The sequence below is a fragment of the Clostridium sp. Marseille-Q5894 genome, assembly GCF_946902305.1.
Taxonomy (GTDB): Bacteria; Bacillota_I; Bacilli_A; order Erysipelotrichales; family Coprobacillaceae; genus Thomasclavelia.
This window is the reverse complement of record NZ_CAMPPT010000001.1, coordinates 423,231-441,895: the sequence shown is the minus strand read 5'-3', so window position 1 is coordinate 441,895 and position 18,665 is coordinate 423,231. Positions and strand designations below refer to the sequence as shown.

At 32.2% G+C, this 18,665-nt stretch carries 15 protein-coding genes; 10 read left to right on the top strand and 5 right to left on the bottom strand.

What is annotated here, in order from left to right; genetic code table 11:
• Positions 1 to 110 precede the first annotated feature (110 nt).
• From OC535_RS02095 to OC535_RS02080, 4 genes are all read right to left on the bottom strand, one after another.
• A complete protein-coding gene (locus tag OC535_RS02095) occupies positions 111 to 6,524 on the bottom strand; it encodes a polysaccharide lyase family 8 super-sandwich domain-containing protein (RefSeq protein ID WP_498823035.1) in 6,414 nt (2,137 codons plus the stop codon).
• A gap of 429 nt (positions 6,525 to 6,953) precedes the next feature.
• The gene (locus OC535_RS02090) at positions 6,954 to 7,481 is read right to left on the bottom strand and encodes a histidine phosphatase family protein (RefSeq protein WP_024720956.1); all 528 of its coding nucleotides are present in this window, start codon (positions 7,479 to 7,481) and stop codon (positions 6,954 to 6,956) included.
• 83 nt (positions 7,482 to 7,564) lie between these two features.
• The gene (locus OC535_RS02085; protein WP_024720957.1) at positions 7,565 to 8,782 is read right to left on the bottom strand and encodes an iron-containing alcohol dehydrogenase; all 1,218 of its coding nucleotides are present in this window, start codon (positions 8,780 to 8,782) and stop codon (positions 7,565 to 7,567) included.
• A 91-nt stretch (positions 8,783 to 8,873) separates the two neighbouring features.
• Positions 8,874 to 9,806, bottom strand: a complete 933-nt coding sequence (locus tag OC535_RS02080) for a LysR family transcriptional regulator (protein ID WP_227052806.1) — start codon at positions 9,804 to 9,806, stop codon at positions 8,874 to 8,876.
• A 189-nt stretch (positions 9,807 to 9,995) separates the two neighbouring features.
• Here OC535_RS02080 and OC535_RS02075 point away from each other — a divergent pair, with 189 nt between their 5' ends.
• The 10 genes from OC535_RS02075 to OC535_RS02030 are packed head-to-tail and all read left to right on the top strand — an operon-like array spanning position 9,996 to position 17,899.
• Positions 9,996 to 10,487 (top strand): NADH-quinone oxidoreductase subunit NuoE family protein, encoded by a 492-nt coding sequence (locus OC535_RS02075; RefSeq protein ID WP_024720958.1) that lies wholly within the window; start codon positions 9,996 to 9,998, stop codon positions 10,485 to 10,487.
• Positions 10,481 to 10,834 carry a hypothetical protein gene (locus OC535_RS02070; protein WP_498823034.1) on the top strand — a complete coding sequence of 118 codons (354 nt, stop codon included), beginning with the start codon at positions 10,481 to 10,483 and terminating at the stop codon, positions 10,832 to 10,834. Before OC535_RS02075 ends, OC535_RS02070 begins: the two co-directional genes overlap by 7 nt.
• Positions 10,831 to 11,238: an ATP-binding protein gene (locus tag OC535_RS02065; protein ID WP_024720960.1), complete on the top strand. Its 408-nt coding sequence runs from the start codon at positions 10,831 to 10,833 to the stop codon at positions 11,236 to 11,238. The genes OC535_RS02070 and OC535_RS02065 overlap by 4 nt, the downstream gene beginning before the upstream one ends.
• On the top strand, positions 11,235 to 12,395 hold the full coding sequence (locus OC535_RS02060) for a [Fe-Fe] hydrogenase large subunit C-terminal domain-containing protein (RefSeq protein WP_024720961.1): 1,161 nt from the start codon (positions 11,235 to 11,237) through the stop codon (positions 12,393 to 12,395). Before OC535_RS02065 ends, OC535_RS02060 begins: the two co-directional genes overlap by 4 nt.
• A complete protein-coding gene (locus tag OC535_RS02055) occupies positions 12,364 to 12,726 on the top strand; it encodes an AraC family transcriptional regulator (RefSeq protein ID WP_498823033.1) in 363 nt (120 codons plus the stop codon). The genes OC535_RS02060 and OC535_RS02055 overlap by 32 nt, the downstream gene beginning before the upstream one ends.
• A gap of 1 nt (position 12,727) precedes the next feature.
• Positions 12,728 to 13,429 carry a PHP domain-containing protein gene (locus OC535_RS02050; protein WP_498823032.1) on the top strand — a complete coding sequence of 234 codons (702 nt, stop codon included), beginning with the start codon at positions 12,728 to 12,730 and terminating at the stop codon, positions 13,427 to 13,429.
• Between the two features lie 2 nt (positions 13,430 to 13,431).
• A complete protein-coding gene (locus OC535_RS02045) occupies positions 13,432 to 13,965 on the top strand; it encodes an ATP-binding protein (protein WP_498823031.1) in 534 nt (177 codons plus the stop codon).
• The gene (locus OC535_RS02040) at positions 13,962 to 14,330 is read left to right on the top strand and encodes a (2Fe-2S) ferredoxin domain-containing protein (protein ID WP_024720964.1); all 369 of its coding nucleotides are present in this window, start codon (positions 13,962 to 13,964) and stop codon (positions 14,328 to 14,330) included. The genes OC535_RS02045 and OC535_RS02040 overlap by 4 nt, the downstream gene beginning before the upstream one ends.
• An 11-nt stretch (positions 14,331 to 14,341) precedes the next feature.
• Entirely contained in the window at positions 14,342 to 16,141 is a 1,800-nt protein-coding gene (locus OC535_RS02035) for an NADH-quinone oxidoreductase subunit NuoF (RefSeq protein ID WP_227052809.1), read from the top strand.
• A 9-nt stretch (positions 16,142 to 16,150) separates the two neighbouring features.
• A complete protein-coding gene (locus OC535_RS02030) occupies positions 16,151 to 17,899 on the top strand; it encodes an NADH-dependent [FeFe] hydrogenase, group A6 (protein WP_024720966.1) in 1,749 nt (582 codons plus the stop codon).
• 63 nt (positions 17,900 to 17,962) lie between these two features.
• On the opposite strand, the gene OC535_RS02025 is transcribed toward OC535_RS02030, so the two are convergent.
• Positions 17,963 to 18,652, bottom strand: coding sequence for a hypothetical protein (locus tag OC535_RS02025; RefSeq protein WP_498823030.1), 690 nt, complete (start codon positions 18,650 to 18,652; stop codon positions 17,963 to 17,965).
• Between the last annotated feature and the right edge of the window lie 13 nt (positions 18,653 to 18,665).

Here is an 18,665-nt window from a genome sequence, read left to right as displayed (position 1 = left end):
ACTAAAACTTAATAATCTTTCTACTATAACATTGTTTCTTTAGCACTTTAAAATAACAAAAAAGGAAGAATTAAGCTTATTCTTAAAACTTCCTTATTTATATTTTTGATCTAAGATTCTCTTTTTTTCAATAAAACAATCGTCACTGCCATTAGCATCATTGATCCTAATGAACCATATACAAAACTATCATCACCAGTTTTAATACTTAATGTATCTTCATTACTTTGTTCTATTAAACTGTCGATTGCTTTTGCTAGATCATTTTGAACTGCTATTACCTCAGCTTCTGTTGCTTCTTCATTAGCGTATATTGCTTGAGCATCTGATAATGCTTCTAACATCACCTTATAACTAGCCAAACTATAATTTGCTCGATCTAATCGTTTTGCTTGATCAATTAGTTCTTGTAATAAATCTTTATTTGGTTTTAGTCTTAGGTCTAAATAGGCTTTAACTAGCACATTATATGCAGCATCCACTTGTTCTTGAGTTGCTTCATCATTTTCTAATACATTTTTAGCACTATTTAAAGCTTCTTTGAATCCTGACCATGATGATGCTAAATATTTACTTTCTTCACTATCTTTTACTTTATTGTAGAAAGCTTCTAATAATGTCTTATCTACTTTTTCCACTAATCCTGTTATAGCATTTTGTAAAGCATTTGTTGCTGCATCTACTTCATCCTGCAATGCATTTTCATCAGCAAGTACTTCATTAGCTTTAGCTAGCGCATCAGCTACAACAGCCCATGATTCATCAGTATAATCACTACTATCTAATTTAGCTGCTTGAGCTACTAAAATCTCTAATAATGCTTTATCGCCTTTAATAAAATCCAACATTTGAATTGCTGTTGCTAAGCGATCAAATGATGCATTTACTGTTTCTTGACTAACATTTTCATCTTCTAAGATTGCTTTAGCTTCTTGTAAAGCGGCATTAAATTCGTTTACTACAACAGGAACTACTGCTTCTAAATCTTCATCAGTAATTTTATCAGCTACTTCGACAGCTATTTCTAATCCGCGTTTATCAGCTTTTTTCACCAATTCTTCAACAGCAGTCATCAAATCAGCTAAAACTTGATCAACTTCTTCTTGACTAACACTTTCATTTTCTAAAACATTTTTTGCCTGTTCCATTGCTTCACTGAATCCTTGCCAGCTTGCAGGAGTATAAGTTTCACTTACTTTATCTTTATTTTTATCATAAATTTCTTGTAATGAATCTTTATCAACTTGAGCTTCTTTAACTGTAATCGTTATTTCAACATTTACTCCTGCTGTTGTCTTAGCACTAATTGTAGCTATTCCCATTCCAACAGCACTTAATTTTCCATCAGCATCTATTTTAATAACTGATTCATCACTGCTTGACCAGATAATATATTGATGTGTTGCATTTTCTGGCGTAATATTTGCACTTAATTGATGAATATCTCCTAAAAATAATGTATCGACCGTATTCAATAAAGATAAACCTTCAACTTTAATTACTTTTCCGGCACTAGGTGTAATATTGATCGTACATTCAGCTTTAACAGTCGGATCTTTAATCGAATATGCCGTTATTATTGCCTTTCCTGATTCACCTTTGATCGTAATCTTACCATTATTGTTGACAGATACTAAGCTTGGATCTGATGACTCCCAGGCAATACTAGAAGCCGTTACATTTTCAGGATCAGTTGTAATTACAAGAGTCGTTGTTTGTCCCTTCAACATGCTCATTTTATTATCTACAAATGAGATATTATTGATATCTTGAACACTAGGATTATCAACTGTTGTTCCCATTACCTGGAATTCATAAATAGAATATCCATATCCGGTATTAGCTAAAATTCCCTGCATCCGGACATATCTACCAACATAATCTTGAGAAAATACATGTTTTGTCCAATCATTTTGCACACTATTATTACTAATATGGGCCATGTCGATCCAAGTTTCACCATCCTCAGATATTTGTAATTTAAACTCTTTTGCTGAAGCAACTTCCCATAATATATTGACTGCTTGAATAATACAATCTGATTCTAAATCTACATAAAACCATTCATCATTTGTTCTTCTTGAAGCCCAGCGGGTTGCAGTACTTCCATCTACAGCATATTTTTCAGCTTTTCCAGTTCCATCACTTGGATGTAAACCACTACTATAGGCTGGTTTATTAAGCGCTAGATTCCATGGTTCTAATTCAACATCATTTTCACTTCCAGTTCTTTGTAGAACTCTAAAAGCAAATAATGAATATTGTGATTCGCTTACACCTTGAATCTTTACATAACGTGCCGTTACTGATTCATCAAAATCATAACGAACGTACTGACCATATTTTGCTTCTGTTTCTGATTTAATATTCTTCCAATTTGTTCCATCATTAGAAACCAAAATATCATAACTTTCACCATTTGAATACCATTTAAGATCAATCGCATCAAAAGATGTTTCTTTTTTTAAATCTACCTGAATCCATTCTTTTCCTTGCGAATTAGATTGCCATCTTGTAATATCCATATCACCATCAACAGCATTAGTAACTGCATAACCAGCTGTTGAAGAACTTGCTGTTACTGCCTTTTTTAAAGCCATATCTTTATATACTGTAACTGGTAAAACAGCTGATACATCAGTTCCCTTGACTTGCAGCTCAACTGTAGCACTACCTTGTTTCATAAACTGTAATGTACCATTTTTAAATGTAACAACACTATCATTATTTGAATTATAAATAAGCGTACTTTGGGCATTCATTGGTGCTGTTTTAACTGCTGGAACTACATCATAATCAATAACTCCATCGATACTTTTATCAACAAATCGAATTTGCTGGACATCAGCATTTTCAGGCACATAACTCAAAGTAACATCTGAAATCATACTATCTTTTGATGGTGTTATTTTTAAATAATCGATATTTTCTGCTAATTCTGGAATAATAATATTTATTTTTGTATAACCATCATTAGTATCTACTGCCTCTTTTGCAACAGTTAATGGGGTATAATCTATACCATTATTTGATATCGAAATATCTACATTGCCACCTTCTTTAACGTAAGCTGTGATCGTACCATCTTTAATATTTGTATAACTATATAACAATTCAGCATCATCACTGGTAGCCATTACGACATCATCATCTAAATAAGTTGTAAAATCAACATCAGTAGTTAAATATATTTTACTGTCATTTTGCATTAAATCTTTTAATAATTTAAGATCACTAGCATTTTTCATCGTAGCATCAAATCTAGTAAATTGTGGTGCCCATACTTTAGTTGGATGATCACAAACCTCAATTTTAAGATAATTAGCATCTTCATTAATTCCACTCTCTGGTGTCGATAAATTTTGTTTAAACCAGCCATTTTTAGTATTGACAGCTGGCGAAGTACGATAAGCTTGTTCTTGCCATGTATTACCATCCTGTGATGTATACATGTTGATCGTTCCGATCGAATTATCATAACCATATACTTCTAAAGTAAAATCTTGAAGTCCTGGCAGCATATAAACGATCGACTCAACACTATTTCTATCTGAACCAACGCGTTTAATTCGAGTAGTATCACTTTCAAAATTATTCGCCTGTCCATTTTGTCCCGCATTTGCTGAATCAAAATCCCAATTTGATGTATGACTCAACATCTTATCCATTGTTTCAAATTCATCAAAAAATGAAGTTGTAGCAGTTGTCGTAAAAGAAACTTCGCTTCCGAATTCACTAATATTTTCACCATTTTTAGCTTGAACATTCAAATAATAAGTAGCCCCTGGTGTTAATCCATAGATCCGTGTTGTTAAATCATCAGTTTCTAAAACATTTGTATATTTACCACTTTCATTACCATAGTGAATCAAATAGCTTTTAGCATTTATTTCACGATTTACAGCTACTACTAAAGCATCATCATCCATATAAACATCAGTGATTGAAGTCGGTTTTAAATCCACATCATCATGTGAAAAAGCAACCTGGAAACATTTACCATCTGCATTTTTAACATTAACTTTAATAATCGTCGTTGGTGCCATTTGGATAACTTCAATGCCTTCATCAGCACTAACTAATCCCTGTACCTCACGATTAATTTCTAAAGTTATATAATCATTATTTTGTTGAGTCGTATCGGTAACAGAAACATTCAAGCCATTATCAGTATCATTGATCATAACTGAGGCCGCACTATCACTTGTTACATAATTTTTAACATCACCTAAATCAACTGAATTATATCCATCCTGCCAAAAATTAACACCTAATGTTCCTAAACTCTTTTCATATACTGCATGCACTTTATCATCTTGACGAATAATTTCAATATCACTATTTGAAGCATATGCAGCTGTTTCACTGACTGATTTTCCTGGTAATAATACATATGCATATGATCCATCAGCAGCGCCATTTCCATTTTCACTATGATCTGTCCAAACAGTAAAATAATCGGCATTATATGTCGTCGTATCGCGATTATATTCTCCTAAAGATGACCATGTTCCTGATCTAGTTTCACTTTTTACATTGATGTCTAAACTATTAGGGAAATAAAATCCGATTTCAGAATCTTCAACATTCCCTTGCATATTAAATGTTTTTACATTACTATAAGCAGTTTCTATACCATCCATGCTCATTGTCTGCTCATTACCATCTACATAATATGTTCTATTGTGATCATCAATTTTATAATTTTCAAGTGTTGTTTCTACATCATATTGTCCACTAATATTGCTTCCTAAAGCAACAACTTCATCATCAAACATAAACCATGACTTTTTAGCTTTTAAATTATGAGTTGTCATAGCTAGATCCATCCCTGATACACCATATACACCATCACTTACACCACCAGCAAAGGCATTGAGATTATATTGTGATCCTTGATTTCTGCCATATACTGAAGTTGCCCCAGGAATGCGATACCAATCTTTGGTCGCTTTTTCGACTCCTTCGCTACGTTCTAAATCATTTGTATATAAGTAAGTAGCACCATTTCCAATATACCATCCTTTATTATTAGAATCGCCACCTTCATAAGTTTTAATAGTTGGTGAAGCCATGGCAATCGTATAAGCCCAGCCCTCTTTTGACCAATGGATCGTCCGAGCACCATTATTCATTTGATAAGTTGTTCCATCAAAACTTATTGGCATGATATTATTATCATCTAAAATGTTATTTACTTTAACTACTGTATCTAATGGGAATTTATACCAAGGGGTATCAGCACTAGCATTCATTTGTTCAATCATAAATTCATTGCCAAACCACTGTTTGATACAGCCTTTAAATTGATTTTGAATATTTTCTGGCGCATTTTGACATAACATTAACATCGCATTTGCAATGATCAATGCCCCACGAGGCTGCGTAGTATCAGTTCTTGTAATTTCTCTACCACGAAAAGCATCCATACTTAAACCATTATAAACCATTGGTTCATATGAATCTAAGACCCAGTCATATACAATATTCGCACTATCTTCTCCTAGATCCCAATCTGTTCCTGAAAGCATGTATATTAAATATGCTGTATCTGTTAGACACATCAATCCATATCCACCATTATAAGGAAAAGTTGTATGCTGAATAAATGTTCCATCTTCATAGTAACCGTCAGGGAAAGATCCATCACCCTGCTCTGTATATTTTAATACCGTTGGCATTACTGATTGAATATGACTCATATATGATGAATCTTCTGTTAATAAACCAGTATACATACTCACACGTTCATTCCATGTTGAATTTGCTCCTGTAAAAGATGTCCAGTTAACAAATTCCGCCATTGTTGCAGCGTATTTATCAATCGTCTCTTTATCCAAATCATCATATAAAAGAAGTAATGTTTCTCCTAAATAAACCGGAGCTCCTAAACGCCAAGAAAACCAGTTACCATAAGGGACTGTTTTACTGCCTTGTTTGAATTCTTGATTATAATGATATTCATTCATGAATTCTAATGCCATTTTAATGCTTTCAAACATATCTTCATTTTTATATAATGCACAGCCTTTGGTCTCATATGCTAAAGCCATAGCTCTAAGATATTGATATGTAAATTGAATTGAATTTGCATTAATATACGCATTGCTGCCACTACGGCGTTTACCTAGCGGATACTCAGGAAAAATATAATCATTCGATGGATCTAAATTAGGATCCAAAGCCGTATCCTCAGCATTCATATAATTTCCTTTTATTGCATTAGAGATAGGATTTTTATTCATATTATCCCAATACAACTGTGCTGTATCATTAATAGACTGTAACATCGGTTTTACATCTGGATCATTAATATCATAGCTGCCGCCAACCGCCATATCGTGAAATTTTTCACGCATAAGCGCATATTGATCAACATCATCTTGTGCTTTAATCGTTACAATACCGCTCGTAATCGATGTCATTAATAAAAAAGCACTAACGATCATAATAAATATTTTTTTAATGTGCTGCATTATTTCTCCACTTCCCTTCTTTTTTAATACCATATTATTTATTAACATCCCATTCCCACAATAAATCCTTAATTTTTTAATCATCCAATATTACTACGTTTAACTTTTTTCATTTACAAATTTATTTAATAGCTCATTATTTAAACATAGTAACAATAATAAATCTTATCCTTTTAGACCTATCCTCCTTTCAAAACTATTTATATAAAATATTTTATCATAACCTCTTTTTTACTATAAAGTTAGAATATTTGTAACTTTTTTTTACAAAAATTACAACAAGTTTTTATCGTTAATAACAACATTTTTTAACTTTTAGCCATCATGATAAAACACGTATCTTGTAACAGATTTCACGTATCTTGTAACAGATTTTTTTATATTTACGATAAAAAAAGAAGCGTTGATTTATTATCCAACACTTCCTTATTTCTATTCTTCAACAAATTCTTTCTAATCATATTTCAAAATATTCAATTAATAATCATACTTCAATAATTCACAATTATCAGTTTGATAATTAAAAATATCATCATTGGTCATATCATTAAAATAACTATGAACAGCCCGACAAACTGCACCATGACAAACTAATAAAACATCATTATCAACTGCCTGATTTTTTATTTCATCAAGAAATTCATAGACTCGTTTACACAATTCAATAAATGATTCACCACCTGGATAACGAAACGCTAAATTATGTTTATTATTTAAAAAACCTTCATCTTTACGATGTATTCCTTCATATTTTCCAAAATTAATTTCAATGATACGCGGTTCAACGATCATTTCTAATTGTCGAACATTAGCTAAATTTGCTGTGTCAACTGCCCTTTGTAACGGTGAAACGTAGAGATAGCGATAATTTACTGACTGTAACGACACCGCTAGCTTTTTAGCTTGTTCAATTCCTTTTTCAGTCAATCTAGCATCACTAATACCGCAAACTAAATTTTTAACATTATAATCAGTTTCCCCATGTCTTGTGATATATAAACTCATTTCCTTACCTCCCTATCAAAAGCATTTTAACATAAGATAAAAAAAAGACAAGGTCCCTTGCCTCCTTGTCTAGTTTTTAAAATTTAAAAATCAATTTCGCTATCATAATAGCAAGCTTTTAATAATTTTACCATCTCTTCTTGAGTTGGAATTCTTGGATTTGATCCTGTACATGCATCTTCAATTGCTAGAGCGGCAATATTTTCAACTCGAGCTAAGAAAACATCTTCAGGTACAAACCCTACCTCAGCAGGTAGACCATCTGCTCCATAGTGATTGATTGAATGTGGAATATTTAAATCATCATTCATCTTGCGTAAATATGCAATCAATAATGCTACTTTTTCATCATCACTATTTCCACCTAAATGCATATAATCGGCAATTACACCATAACGTTTTTTTGCTGTTTCATCTTTAGCGTTAAATGCAATTACTTTAGGTAAATACATCGCATTAGCAGCCCCATGAATGATATGACCACCTTGATCAACAAAAGCTGCACCTGTCTTATGTGCCATTGAATGAACAATTCCTAATAAAGCATTAGAAAACGCTTGTCCCGCTAAACATTGAGCATCATGCATATCATCACGACATGCCATATCTCCGTTATAAGATTTAACTAAATTTGCCTGAATCATTTCAATTGCATGAATTGCAAGCGGATCAGTATAGTTACAGTTTGCAGTAGATACATATGCTTCAATTGCATGAGTCATCGCATCCATACCTGTATGAGCTACTAATTTAACTGGCATCGTTTCTGCTAAATCAGGATCTACGATAGCAACATCAGGTGTAATTTCAAAATCGGCAATTGGATATTTTACCCCTTTATTGTAATCTGTAATGATTGAAAATGCAGTTACTTCCGTAGCAGTTCCACTAGTTGAAGGAATTGCACAAAAATGTGCTTTTTGACGTAATTTAGGAATCCCAAATACTTTACACATTTCTTCAAAAGTAATTTCTGGATATTCGTATTTGATCCACATTGCTTTAGCTGCATCGATTGGAGAACCCCCACCCATGGCAACGATCCAGTCAGGCTGAAATTCTTCCATTACAGCTGCACCTTTCATTACTGTTTCTACTGATGGGTCAGGTTCAATTCCTTCAAATAACTTAACTTCCATCCCTGCTTCTTTTAAATAGTCAACGGCACGATCTAGAAAACCATTACGTTTCATACTTCCACCGCCTACACAAACAATCGCTTTTTTACCTTCAAAAGTTTTTAATGCTTCTAAAGAACCTTTTCCATGATATAAATCTCTAGGTAATGTAAATCTTTGCATTAATAAGCACCTCCACTATTTGATTATAGCGCTTACAAATTTAACTTCGAAGTGACAAAAAAGGAATAGCCCTATTCCTTTTTTCGTATACCTAAATAATATCTCTATTAAAACTATGTTTTATCTCATTGATAAATCCCTGGTCTTCCTTAGAGATTCGATATCCTTTACGATTGATCAAGAAATCATAACAAGTAGTACTATTATCCTGACAAATTTTTGTTTTTAAATTATAACGAATCAAAATTTCTTGAGGAATAGGTGAAACCCACATGTATGTATGAGGCAGACGGTTAAGCAGTTCAAACTGAATACCTCTTTCATAAATAGTTATCTGTTTTTTAGCCTGTCTTGTTTTATCATTACAATTTGCTGCCACTAAAGGCAGTGAAGGTAATGAGATATCCCCGTGCGTAATTTCAATCTGATTATTTAAATCATTTAAACTGATTTTTTCTTTATAAGCTAAAGGATTATCATTTGAAACAAGCAATTGATAGTTAAACTGATGAATTTCTTCATATTCGAGCTCTTTAGTCTTTAATAAATTAATAAAATAATTTTTTTCATCTTCAAAAAAACGAATAATTCCAATATTCGCATCTCCTTCATAAACCTCTTTGATCGTTTCAAAAGAATTAGTTTCACGATAATTTACTTTAATATTTTTATCTTTCAGATTTATCATTGATAAATAATTAGTAAATGCATTTGCAATATAACTAGCTCTTGGTACACATATATCTAAATGAATCGATTTATCATCATAGCTATGATACATCGCCTCCATTTCATCAACCTGCATAATAATGCTTTTAGCTCGTTCAATAAATTCAGCCCCTTTTTTAGTTGGAACAACTCCTTTAGAAGTTCTTTCAAAAATAATTATTTGCATATTTTCTTCTAAATCTTTGATCGTTTTACTTAAGTGCGGTTGATTCATATAGAGATTATTGGCAGCTTTACTTATCGAGCCAGCTTTAGCCACTTCAATTACGTATTTTAAATGTAATAAATTCATCATATTACTTTCTCCTTATGAATTTATTTTAACATATAAATAGTAAATTGTGTTTGATTATTCTAAATATATACTTTTTTGTCTATTTATTATAACTGTCAAATATATGGGACTTTTATAATTTATGCTATTTAAAGCGGTTTCAAAACATGTTATAATTATAACATACGATAAAAAGAAAGAGGTGTAAAAATGAAGAAGTTGAAACAAGAGTATTTGGATAAAATTGACGAAATTGTTGAAAAACATAAAGATAAAAAAGGTCCAATGAAATTGATGCTGCATGAAGTTCAAGATGAACTTGGCTATATTCCATTTGAAGCAATGGAAAAAATTGCTGCGGCAATTAATGTGCCAGTATCAAAAGTTTATGGAGTTGTAACCTTTTACTCACAATTTACAACTGAACCTAAAGGAAAACATATTATCTCTGTTTGTTTAGGAACAGCCTGCTATGTCAATGGTTCCCAAACTATTCTAGATTTACTTTGTGAAATGACGGGATGCGAAGTAAACTCAACTAGTCCAGATGGCTTATTTTCAATTGATGCAACACGTTGTGTAGGTGCTTGTGGGCTTGCCCCAGTAGTCAGTGTTGACGGAACAGTTTTTGGATGTTCTAAACAATTAGAAGATTTAAAAATGTTAGTTCTAGATTATTTGAAAGAAGAAGCCCCATGTTAGTTAAAGAGATCGTTGATATTTTAAAGGCTAAAGAAATTTATATCGACGATAAAGATATTTATAAACGAAACTATGATAAGGGCTTTTCTACTGATTTAATGTCAGATGCCCTAGCATTGTTGAAAAATGAAACGGAGGACATTTTATTTATAACTGGTCTTGCAAATGTGCAGTCATTACGTACCGCAGAAGTTCTAGATATTGAAACAATTCTTTTTGTCAGAGGAAAACCTTTAGATATGACAATTGTTGATATGGCAAAAAATTTGCATATCAATCTTTTCCAAACTGATGAAATGATGTTCGAAGCCTGCGGAAAATTATACGAAGCGGGAATGCGACGATGATTAAAACTTATCAAGTAGAAAAAGATAATTACCAGGATGCCGGAAAAGCTTCCAGCGATATCAAAAGAACTTTAAAAGCATTAGGAATAGATCGTAAGGTTTTAAAAGCTGTAGCGATTGCCTGTTATGAAGCGGAAATAAATATTGCTATTCATTCTAATGGTGGTACGGTTACTTTTGAAATTGATGATGAAGGTATCGTTCATCTATCTTTTGATGATATTGGTCCAGGAATCGAAAATCTTGAACTAGCCCAAACACCAGGTTACTCTACTGCTTCTCCTAAAGCTAGAGAATTGGGATTTGGTGCTGGAATGGGACTTTTCAATATGAAAAGTGTTGCATCTTCATTTGAAATAACATCTTCAAGTGAAGGAACACATATCAAAATGACTTTTCAATGAAACCGGTAATCAGCTATTTAGGCAATAGCTGTAAAAATTGCATTAAATGCGTTAAAACATGTCCCATGGACGCTATTTCAATTGTTAATGAACAAGTAATTATCGATAAAGATAAATGTATTAATTGTGATATCTGTATTCAGGCATGTGACCAGAAAGTATTAAAAGTTAAACAAGTTGACTTACAAAAAGCATTAAAAAAATATGATTATAATATTGCTTTGATTCCAACAGCAATTTTATCAGATTTAAAAACTTATCAGGAAATTAAAAATATTGCTCATGCAATAAAGAAATTTGGTTTTGATGAAGTTGTTCAATATAGTGATATTGAAGGAACATTATATAAACAAGCTTTAAAAGATAGTGTTGGTAAACATAAAGTTATGCTCACGTCTTTTTGCCCGACTATCAATAAATTAATTAAAAATGATTATCCTACCCTTATTGATCATTTATTACCATATGATTATCCAATTGAAATTGCTGCAAAAAAATTAAGAGCTAAATATAAGGATAAAAATATTGGTATTTATTCATTATGTGAATGTGTTGGAAAATTAACTTTAGCTAAAAATCCTTTTGGTAATGAAACATCAAATATCGATTATGCTTTAAGCATCTCTCAGATGTTTCCACAAATCAATAAGCTTAAAGATAAAGAACAATCAGACATCGAAATAAATAAATACGGGGTAAAAAGCATTGTCAGTGATCTCTTTGGTAATAGAGATTTATCTGTAATTAGTGTTGAAGGTCTACCACAAATTAAAAAGGTTTTAGATTTAATTGAATTTGACCAGCTAAAACATGCTGACTTGATTGCTTTATTTAATTGTTATCAAGGATGCATTGGCGGTTATTATCTTTGGTCAAATCCATTTGAAGGATGTTTTAATATCGAAAGCATGATTAGCCAATGTCATAAAGATGTTGCTATTCTAGAAAAGACCGATTATCAAAAGACCCACACAATTAATAGTGATGAAAAGAATTTTAAAGAACGCTTAGCATGGTTTAATAAGGTTAATGCTATCTTAGAGACATTACCGCAATTTGATTGTGGCAGTTGTGGATTTGCAAACTGTCGTGGTCTAGCATCAAGAATTGCCAGTGGTGAAGTAGATGATTCCTTATGTCGAGTTAAAAGAAGGTGATTTAATGGAAATAAAAGAAATATTAAAATTAAATATAAAACAAATTAATAACGTTCCATTAACCAATATTGTTGAAGGGGTTTATATTGGTGATCTTTTGAGTTTTGTTATGGCTAATGGTAAAGAGGGTTCTTTATGGTTAACAGTACAAAAACATATAAATGTTATTGCTGTAGCGCAGTTAAATGATTTCGCGGGAATTATTTTTGTTCAAGATAGTTATCCTGATGAAAATACAATCATAAAAGCTACTGAACTAGAAATTCCTTTATTCATTAGTGAAAAAGATGCCTTTTTAGTTACTAAAGACTTAATTTCATTGGGCTTATAAAATGTATTATGATTTGCATATTCATTCTGCATTATCACCATGTGGTGATGATACGATGACAATTAATAATATTTTTAATATGGCCTATATCAAAGGATTAGATCTTATTGCTATTACTGATCATAATTCTTTAAAACAACAGTTTTATTTAGAAGATATAATCAATCATGATATTTTAAAAGGGAAAATAGATTATGTTCATGGTGTTGAACTGCAAAGCAAAGAAGAAATTCATATTCTTGCCTATTTTCTTAAAAACACTGATTTAAATATTGTTCAAAACTGGATCGATAAGCACTTGATCAAAGTTGCTAACAAGCCTGATTATTATGGCAACCAATATATTTTTAATAGCAGTGATGAAGTGATTGATACTGAAAATAATTTATTGATTAGCTCTTTAGACCTAGATGTTTATCAGATCGTTGATAAAATTCATGAATTTAATGGGTCTGCTGTGTTAGCTCATGTTATGGCTAAAAAATATGGTATCTATGAGGTTTATCATGATATTCCTGTTGATTTAAATTATGATGGAATTGAAGTTACTAGTCTTAAAGAATTAAAGGAACTAAAGGCATTATGCCCGCATCTTAAAGATAATTATATTTTCTTTAATAGCGATGCACATAATCTCGAATCAATTAATGAACCAATCAATCAAATTGATAAAGATAAATTTTATCAATTATGGAGGAAATAACGATGCAGGAAATTGCAATGAGTATTCTTGATATTGCCTATAACTCGATTAAAGCTAAAGCTAGTTTGATTCAGATTTTTATTCATGATAGTAGTAAATTAAATATTATTAGTATTCAAATTATTGATAATGGTACAGGAATGGACCAGGAAACTGTAAATAAAGTAATTGATCCTTTCTATACAACAAGAACAACACGTAAAGTGGGACTAGGTATTCCAATGTTCAAGGAAAACGTTGAAGCTACTGGTGGTAAGTTTTCAATTAAATCGGTTCTTAATAAAGGAACTGAAATTTCTGGCGAATTTGTTAAAAATCATATCGATACCCCACCAATGGGTAATCTTGTTGACACTATCATTACTTTAATTCAAGCTGATGATAAAATTGACTATCTATTTAAATATACAAGTGATGATTTTGAATTCATTTTAGACACTAAAGAAATAAAACAGATTCTTGATGGTGTCGCAATCAATCTACCAGAAGTTATTATCTGGTTAAAAAATTATATAAAGGAGGGATTACACAAATGAAATCCTTAGAAGATTTAATGAAAATACGTGACGCTGCCAAAAACAATATGGCAATGCGTAGTGATGATAAACAAAAATATCGAGTTGTTGTCGGAATGGCAACTTGTGGAATAGCAGCTGGAGCTAGACCAGTTTTAAATACATTAGTAGAAGAAGTTGCCAATCAAAAACTGCCAGCTACTGTATTACAGACTGGCTGTATCGGAATGTGTACACTAGAACCAATCGTAGAAGTGTTTGACCGTGATGACAACAAAACAACTTATGTCTTAGTTGATGCCAAAAAAGCGAAAGAGATTGCTGTTCGACATCTAAAAAATGATGAAATTATCGACGAATATACGGTCGGACATTATAAGAAATAGGAGGTTGTAAGATGCCAGCAAAAAGAACCCAAGTATTAGTATGTGCCGGGACTGGTTGTACAATCGGTAATTCTGGTGAACTAATTACAGAATTTGAAAAAGAAATTAAAGCGCTTGGACTTGAAAATGAAGTTGAAGTTTTAAGAACTGGATGTTTAGGATTATGTGGAGTTGGTCCTAATATTTCTATTTATCCAGATAATATTATTTATAAAACAGTAAAACCGGAAGATGTAAAAGAAATCGTTATGGAGCACTTCTATAAAGGGCGTCCCGTTCATCATTTAATGTTAAATGAATCTGATGAAGAAACTAGAGAAATTCATGATATTAACGATACAAAATTTTACAATAAACAAAAAAGAATTGCGCTTCATAACTGTGGCGTGATCGATCCAGAAAATATTAACGAATATATCGGAAAAGATGGATATTTTGCTTTAGCCAAAGTTTTACAAGAAATGACTCCTCAAGAAGTTGTCGATGTTATTAAAGCTAGTGGTCTGCGTGGCCGTGGTGGTGGAGGATTCCCTACTGGTGTTAAATGGCAGTTTGCTTTAAATGAACCTGGCGAAGAAAAATATGTTATTTGTAATGCTGATGAAGGTGACCCTGGAGCATTCATGGATCGTTCTATTCTTGAAGGTAACCCACATAGTGTTATTGAAGCTATGATCATTGCAGGATATGCAATTGGTGCTAATCATGGTTATATCTATATTCGTGCTGAATACCCAATTGCTGTTGATCGTTTAAAAACAGCAATCAGTCAAGCTCAGGAATTAGGTTTATTAGGTAAAAATATTTTTGATAGTGGTTTTGATTTTGAACTTGAAATCCGCTTAGGAGCAGGTGCTTTTGTTTGTGGAGAAGAAACAGCATTAATTAAATCAATCGAAGGTGATCGTGGTATGCCAAATCCTAAACCACCATTCCCTGCTCATAAAGGTGTTTGGGGTAAACCAACGATTATTAATAACGTTGAAACTTATGCAAATATCGCTCAAATCATTCAACATGGTGCTGACTGGTTTAAATCGATCGGTACAGAAACATCACCAGGAACTAAAGTATTCGCCTTAGGTGGAAAAATTGTTAATACTGGATTAGTTGAAGTTCCAATGGGAACAACTCTACGTGAAGTAATTTATGAAATTGGTGGTGGCTGTCCTAATAATAAACGTTTTAAAGCTGTTCAAACTGGTGGACCATCAGGCGGATGTTTAACTGAAGAACAATTAGATACCCCAATTGGTTTTGATGAGTTAGTTAAACTTGGTTCAATGATGGGATCAGGAGGAATGATCGTCTTAGATGAAGATAACTGTATGGTCGATGTTGCTCGTTTCTATATGGATTTTATTGTTGATGAATCATGTGGTAAATGTACGCCATGTCGAGTTGGTACAAAAAGAATGTTAGAATTACTTGAACAAATTTGTGATGGTAAAGGAACAATGGAAACTCTTGATGAGCTTGAGTTATTAGCTTCAACAATTAAAGATACAGCACTATGTGGTCTTGGTCAATCAGCACCAAATCCAGTTCTTTCAACTATCAATCAATTTAGAGATGAATATATCGCTCATATTGTTGATAAAAAATGTCCAGCTGGAGTTTGTAAAGAATTGTTACAATATGTTATTGATGAAGATAAATGTCGTAAATGCGGTCTTTGTGCAAAACAATGCCCAGTTGGTGCCATTCATGGTGAACTTGGTAAAGTACCATATGTCATTGATAAAGAAAAATGTATTAAATGTGGCCAATGTATCAAAGCTTGTCACTTTAAAGTAATTGAAAGAAAGTAGGTGTAAGGAATGTCAAAAATAAAAATGACGATCAATAACCGTGAAGTAGAGGCTTATGAAGGGCAAACGATCTTAGAAGCAGCCAAAAATAACGGAATCCATATCCCTACTTTATGTTATTTAAAAGATGTTACAGGAACAGGAGCCTGCCGTGTCTGCCAAGTTGAAGTTGAAGGTGCTAGAACACTATGTGCTGCTTGTGTTTATCCTGTTAGAGAGGGATTAGTTGTAAGAACTAATTCTCAAAGAGCTTTAGATGCCAGAAGAAGAGTAGTTGAATTAATCGTTTCAAACCACTCTAAAGACTGTTTATCTTGTATTCGTAATACAAACTGTGAATTACAAAGATTATGTCAAGAATTAGGAGTTCGTGAAGATGCCTTTGCAGGTGAAAAAACTACTCCAACTTTTGATGAAATATCTCCTGGAATCGTTCGTAACACTTCAAAATGTGTGTTATGTGGACGTTGTGTAGAAACTTGTGCAAAACATCAAGGTTTAGGAATTCTTGGCTTTATGAATCGTGGATTTAAAACTAAAGTTGGTCCAGTATATGATAAAAGTTTAAATGATGTTAACTGTATGCAATGTGGTCAATGTATCAATGTTTGTCCAGTTGGAGCTTTACATGAAAAAGAAGAAGTCCATGATGTCATCATTGCTTTAAATGATCCAACTAAACATGTCATCGTTCAAACTGCTCCAGCAGTTAGAGCTAGTTTAGGTGAAGAATTTGGAATGCCGATCGGTACTAGAGTTACTGGTAAAATGGTTCATGCATTAAAATTAATGGGCTTCGATAAAGTATATGATACTAATTTTGGTGCTGATTTAACTATCATGGAAGAAGGAAATGAATTTATTAGTCGTGTTCAAAATAATGGTGTTTTACCAATGATTACATCTTGTAGTCCAGGATGGGTCAATTATATTGAACATGAATATCCTGATTTATTAGATCATTTATCTAGTTGTAAATCACCACACATGATGTTAGGTGCGATGATCAAATCATATTATGCAAAAACTAACAACATTGATCCTAAAGATATTTATGTTGTTTCAATCATGCCATGTGTCGCTAAAAAAGGTGAAAAAGAACGCGAAGAAAATCTTACTGATGGTTTAAAAGATGTTGATGCTGTATTAACAACTAGAGAATTAGGTAAATTGATCAAGATGTTTGGTATTAATTTCCGTGACTTAAAAGATGAAGATTTTGATCAAGATATGTTTGGAGAATACACTGGTGCAGGGGTTATCTTTGGTGCCAGCGGTGGAGTTATGGAAGCCGCATTACGAACAGTAGCTGATGTTTTAACCAAAGAAGATTTATCTACGATCGAATATCATGCTGTTCGTGGTGAAGAAGGTGTTAAAGAAGCCTGCATAAAAATTGGTGATCTAACAGTAAATGTAGCTGTTGCTCATAGTATGACTTTAGCTAAACCATTATTAGAAGAAATTAAAAATGGTACTTCAAAATACCATTTCATCGAAATCATGGGTTGTCCAGGTGGCTGTGTCAACGGTGGTGGTCAATCTTACATCAATGCATTAACTCGTAACAGTGGTTTTGACTGGAAACAAGCTCGTGCGAAAGCTCTATATGATGAAGATCTAGCATTACCAGTTCGTAAATCTCATAAGAACTCACAAATTCAAAAGTTATATGCTGATTTCTTAGGAGAACCAAACAGCGAAAAAGCTCATCATCTATTGCATACACATTATTCAAAGAAAGCACGATTTAAATAAATTATTTATTAATAAAAGAGCAAAATTTAATGTCTTTAATTAAGACATTAAACGATGCTCTTTTTAGTTACTAAATAACTTATAAGTACATTTAGTAAGATACTCAAAACTATATATATGAAAAGTACCCCTTTCCATTTCAACATCTAACCATTCTTCCATACTGCTTTTCCAGGGCATCCATTTCTTTTTGCATTTTTGAAAATTATAATCATATTTCTTAATTTTATTTCCTAATCGATACGCTGCCAATGAATAATTAAACATCGTTAAACTATCCTGATAAAGTGATCTTGGTCGCGGATTATTGCGTTCAATCGAAGATGGCAAAAAGTCTTTTTTTAAACCTAGACTCCAATTTAAAAATGGTTCATATAAATAATATGACGAAGAAACATATGGAAATACCAGTTCACCGTATTTATATTTTATAATTATTTTAGTATTTAAAAGTTCTTTTATCGTTATCACTTCAAAAATATCATTTTGTTCTACAATAGTCTGTTTAATACTATCTTTTTCTTTATAAAAATAAAAGATTCTATTATTCCCATAAGCAAATAAATATGCTAACGACTCTTTTATCATCGAACATGCAGGTGCATATACTAAAATATAATCAAAAACATTATCCCCAAAAGCTGTTAAAACCTGCTTTTGAAAATCACTAGGAATATCATTGATATTTTGTATTTCTATCGGCCAATCTGTAATCGTATGCTGATCACCAGTATTTCTTTCAGTATTATTCATTATATTTTCCTCT

Coding starts and splice junctions, on each gene's coding strand:
- OC535_RS02095 (WP_498823035.1), bottom strand. CDS start 6,524: ATGTTAATAAATAATATGGTATTAAAAAAGAAGGGAAGTGGAGAAATA.
- OC535_RS02090 (WP_024720956.1), bottom strand. CDS start 7,481: ATGAGTTTATATATCACAAGACATGGGGAAACTGATTATAATGTTAAA.
- OC535_RS02085 (WP_024720957.1), bottom strand. CDS start 8,782: ATGCAAAGATTTACATTACCTAGAGATTTATATCATGGAAAAGGTTCT.
- OC535_RS02080 (WP_227052806.1), bottom strand. CDS start 9,806: ATGATGAATTTATTACATTTAAAATACGTAATTGAAGTGGCTAAAGCT.
- OC535_RS02075 (WP_024720958.1), top strand. CDS start 9,996: ATGAAGAAGTTGAAACAAGAGTATTTGGATAAAATTGACGAAATTGTT.
- OC535_RS02070 (WP_498823034.1), top strand. CDS start 10,481: ATGTTAGTTAAAGAGATCGTTGATATTTTAAAGGCTAAAGAAATTTAT.
- OC535_RS02065 (WP_024720960.1), top strand. CDS start 10,831: ATGATTAAAACTTATCAAGTAGAAAAAGATAATTACCAGGATGCCGGA.
- OC535_RS02060 (WP_024720961.1), top strand. CDS start 11,235: ATGAAACCGGTAATCAGCTATTTAGGCAATAGCTGTAAAAATTGCATT.
- OC535_RS02055 (WP_498823033.1), top strand. CDS start 12,364: ATGATTCCTTATGTCGAGTTAAAAGAAGGTGATTTAATGGAAATAAAA.
- OC535_RS02050 (WP_498823032.1), top strand. CDS start 12,728: ATGTATTATGATTTGCATATTCATTCTGCATTATCACCATGTGGTGAT.
- OC535_RS02045 (WP_498823031.1), top strand. CDS start 13,432: ATGCAGGAAATTGCAATGAGTATTCTTGATATTGCCTATAACTCGATT.
- OC535_RS02040 (WP_024720964.1), top strand. CDS start 13,962: ATGAAATCCTTAGAAGATTTAATGAAAATACGTGACGCTGCCAAAAAC.
- OC535_RS02035 (WP_227052809.1), top strand. CDS start 14,342: ATGCCAGCAAAAAGAACCCAAGTATTAGTATGTGCCGGGACTGGTTGT.
- OC535_RS02030 (WP_024720966.1), top strand. CDS start 16,151: ATGTCAAAAATAAAAATGACGATCAATAACCGTGAAGTAGAGGCTTAT.
- OC535_RS02025 (WP_498823030.1), bottom strand. CDS start 18,652: ATGAATAATACTGAAAGAAATACTGGTGATCAGCATACGATTACAGAT.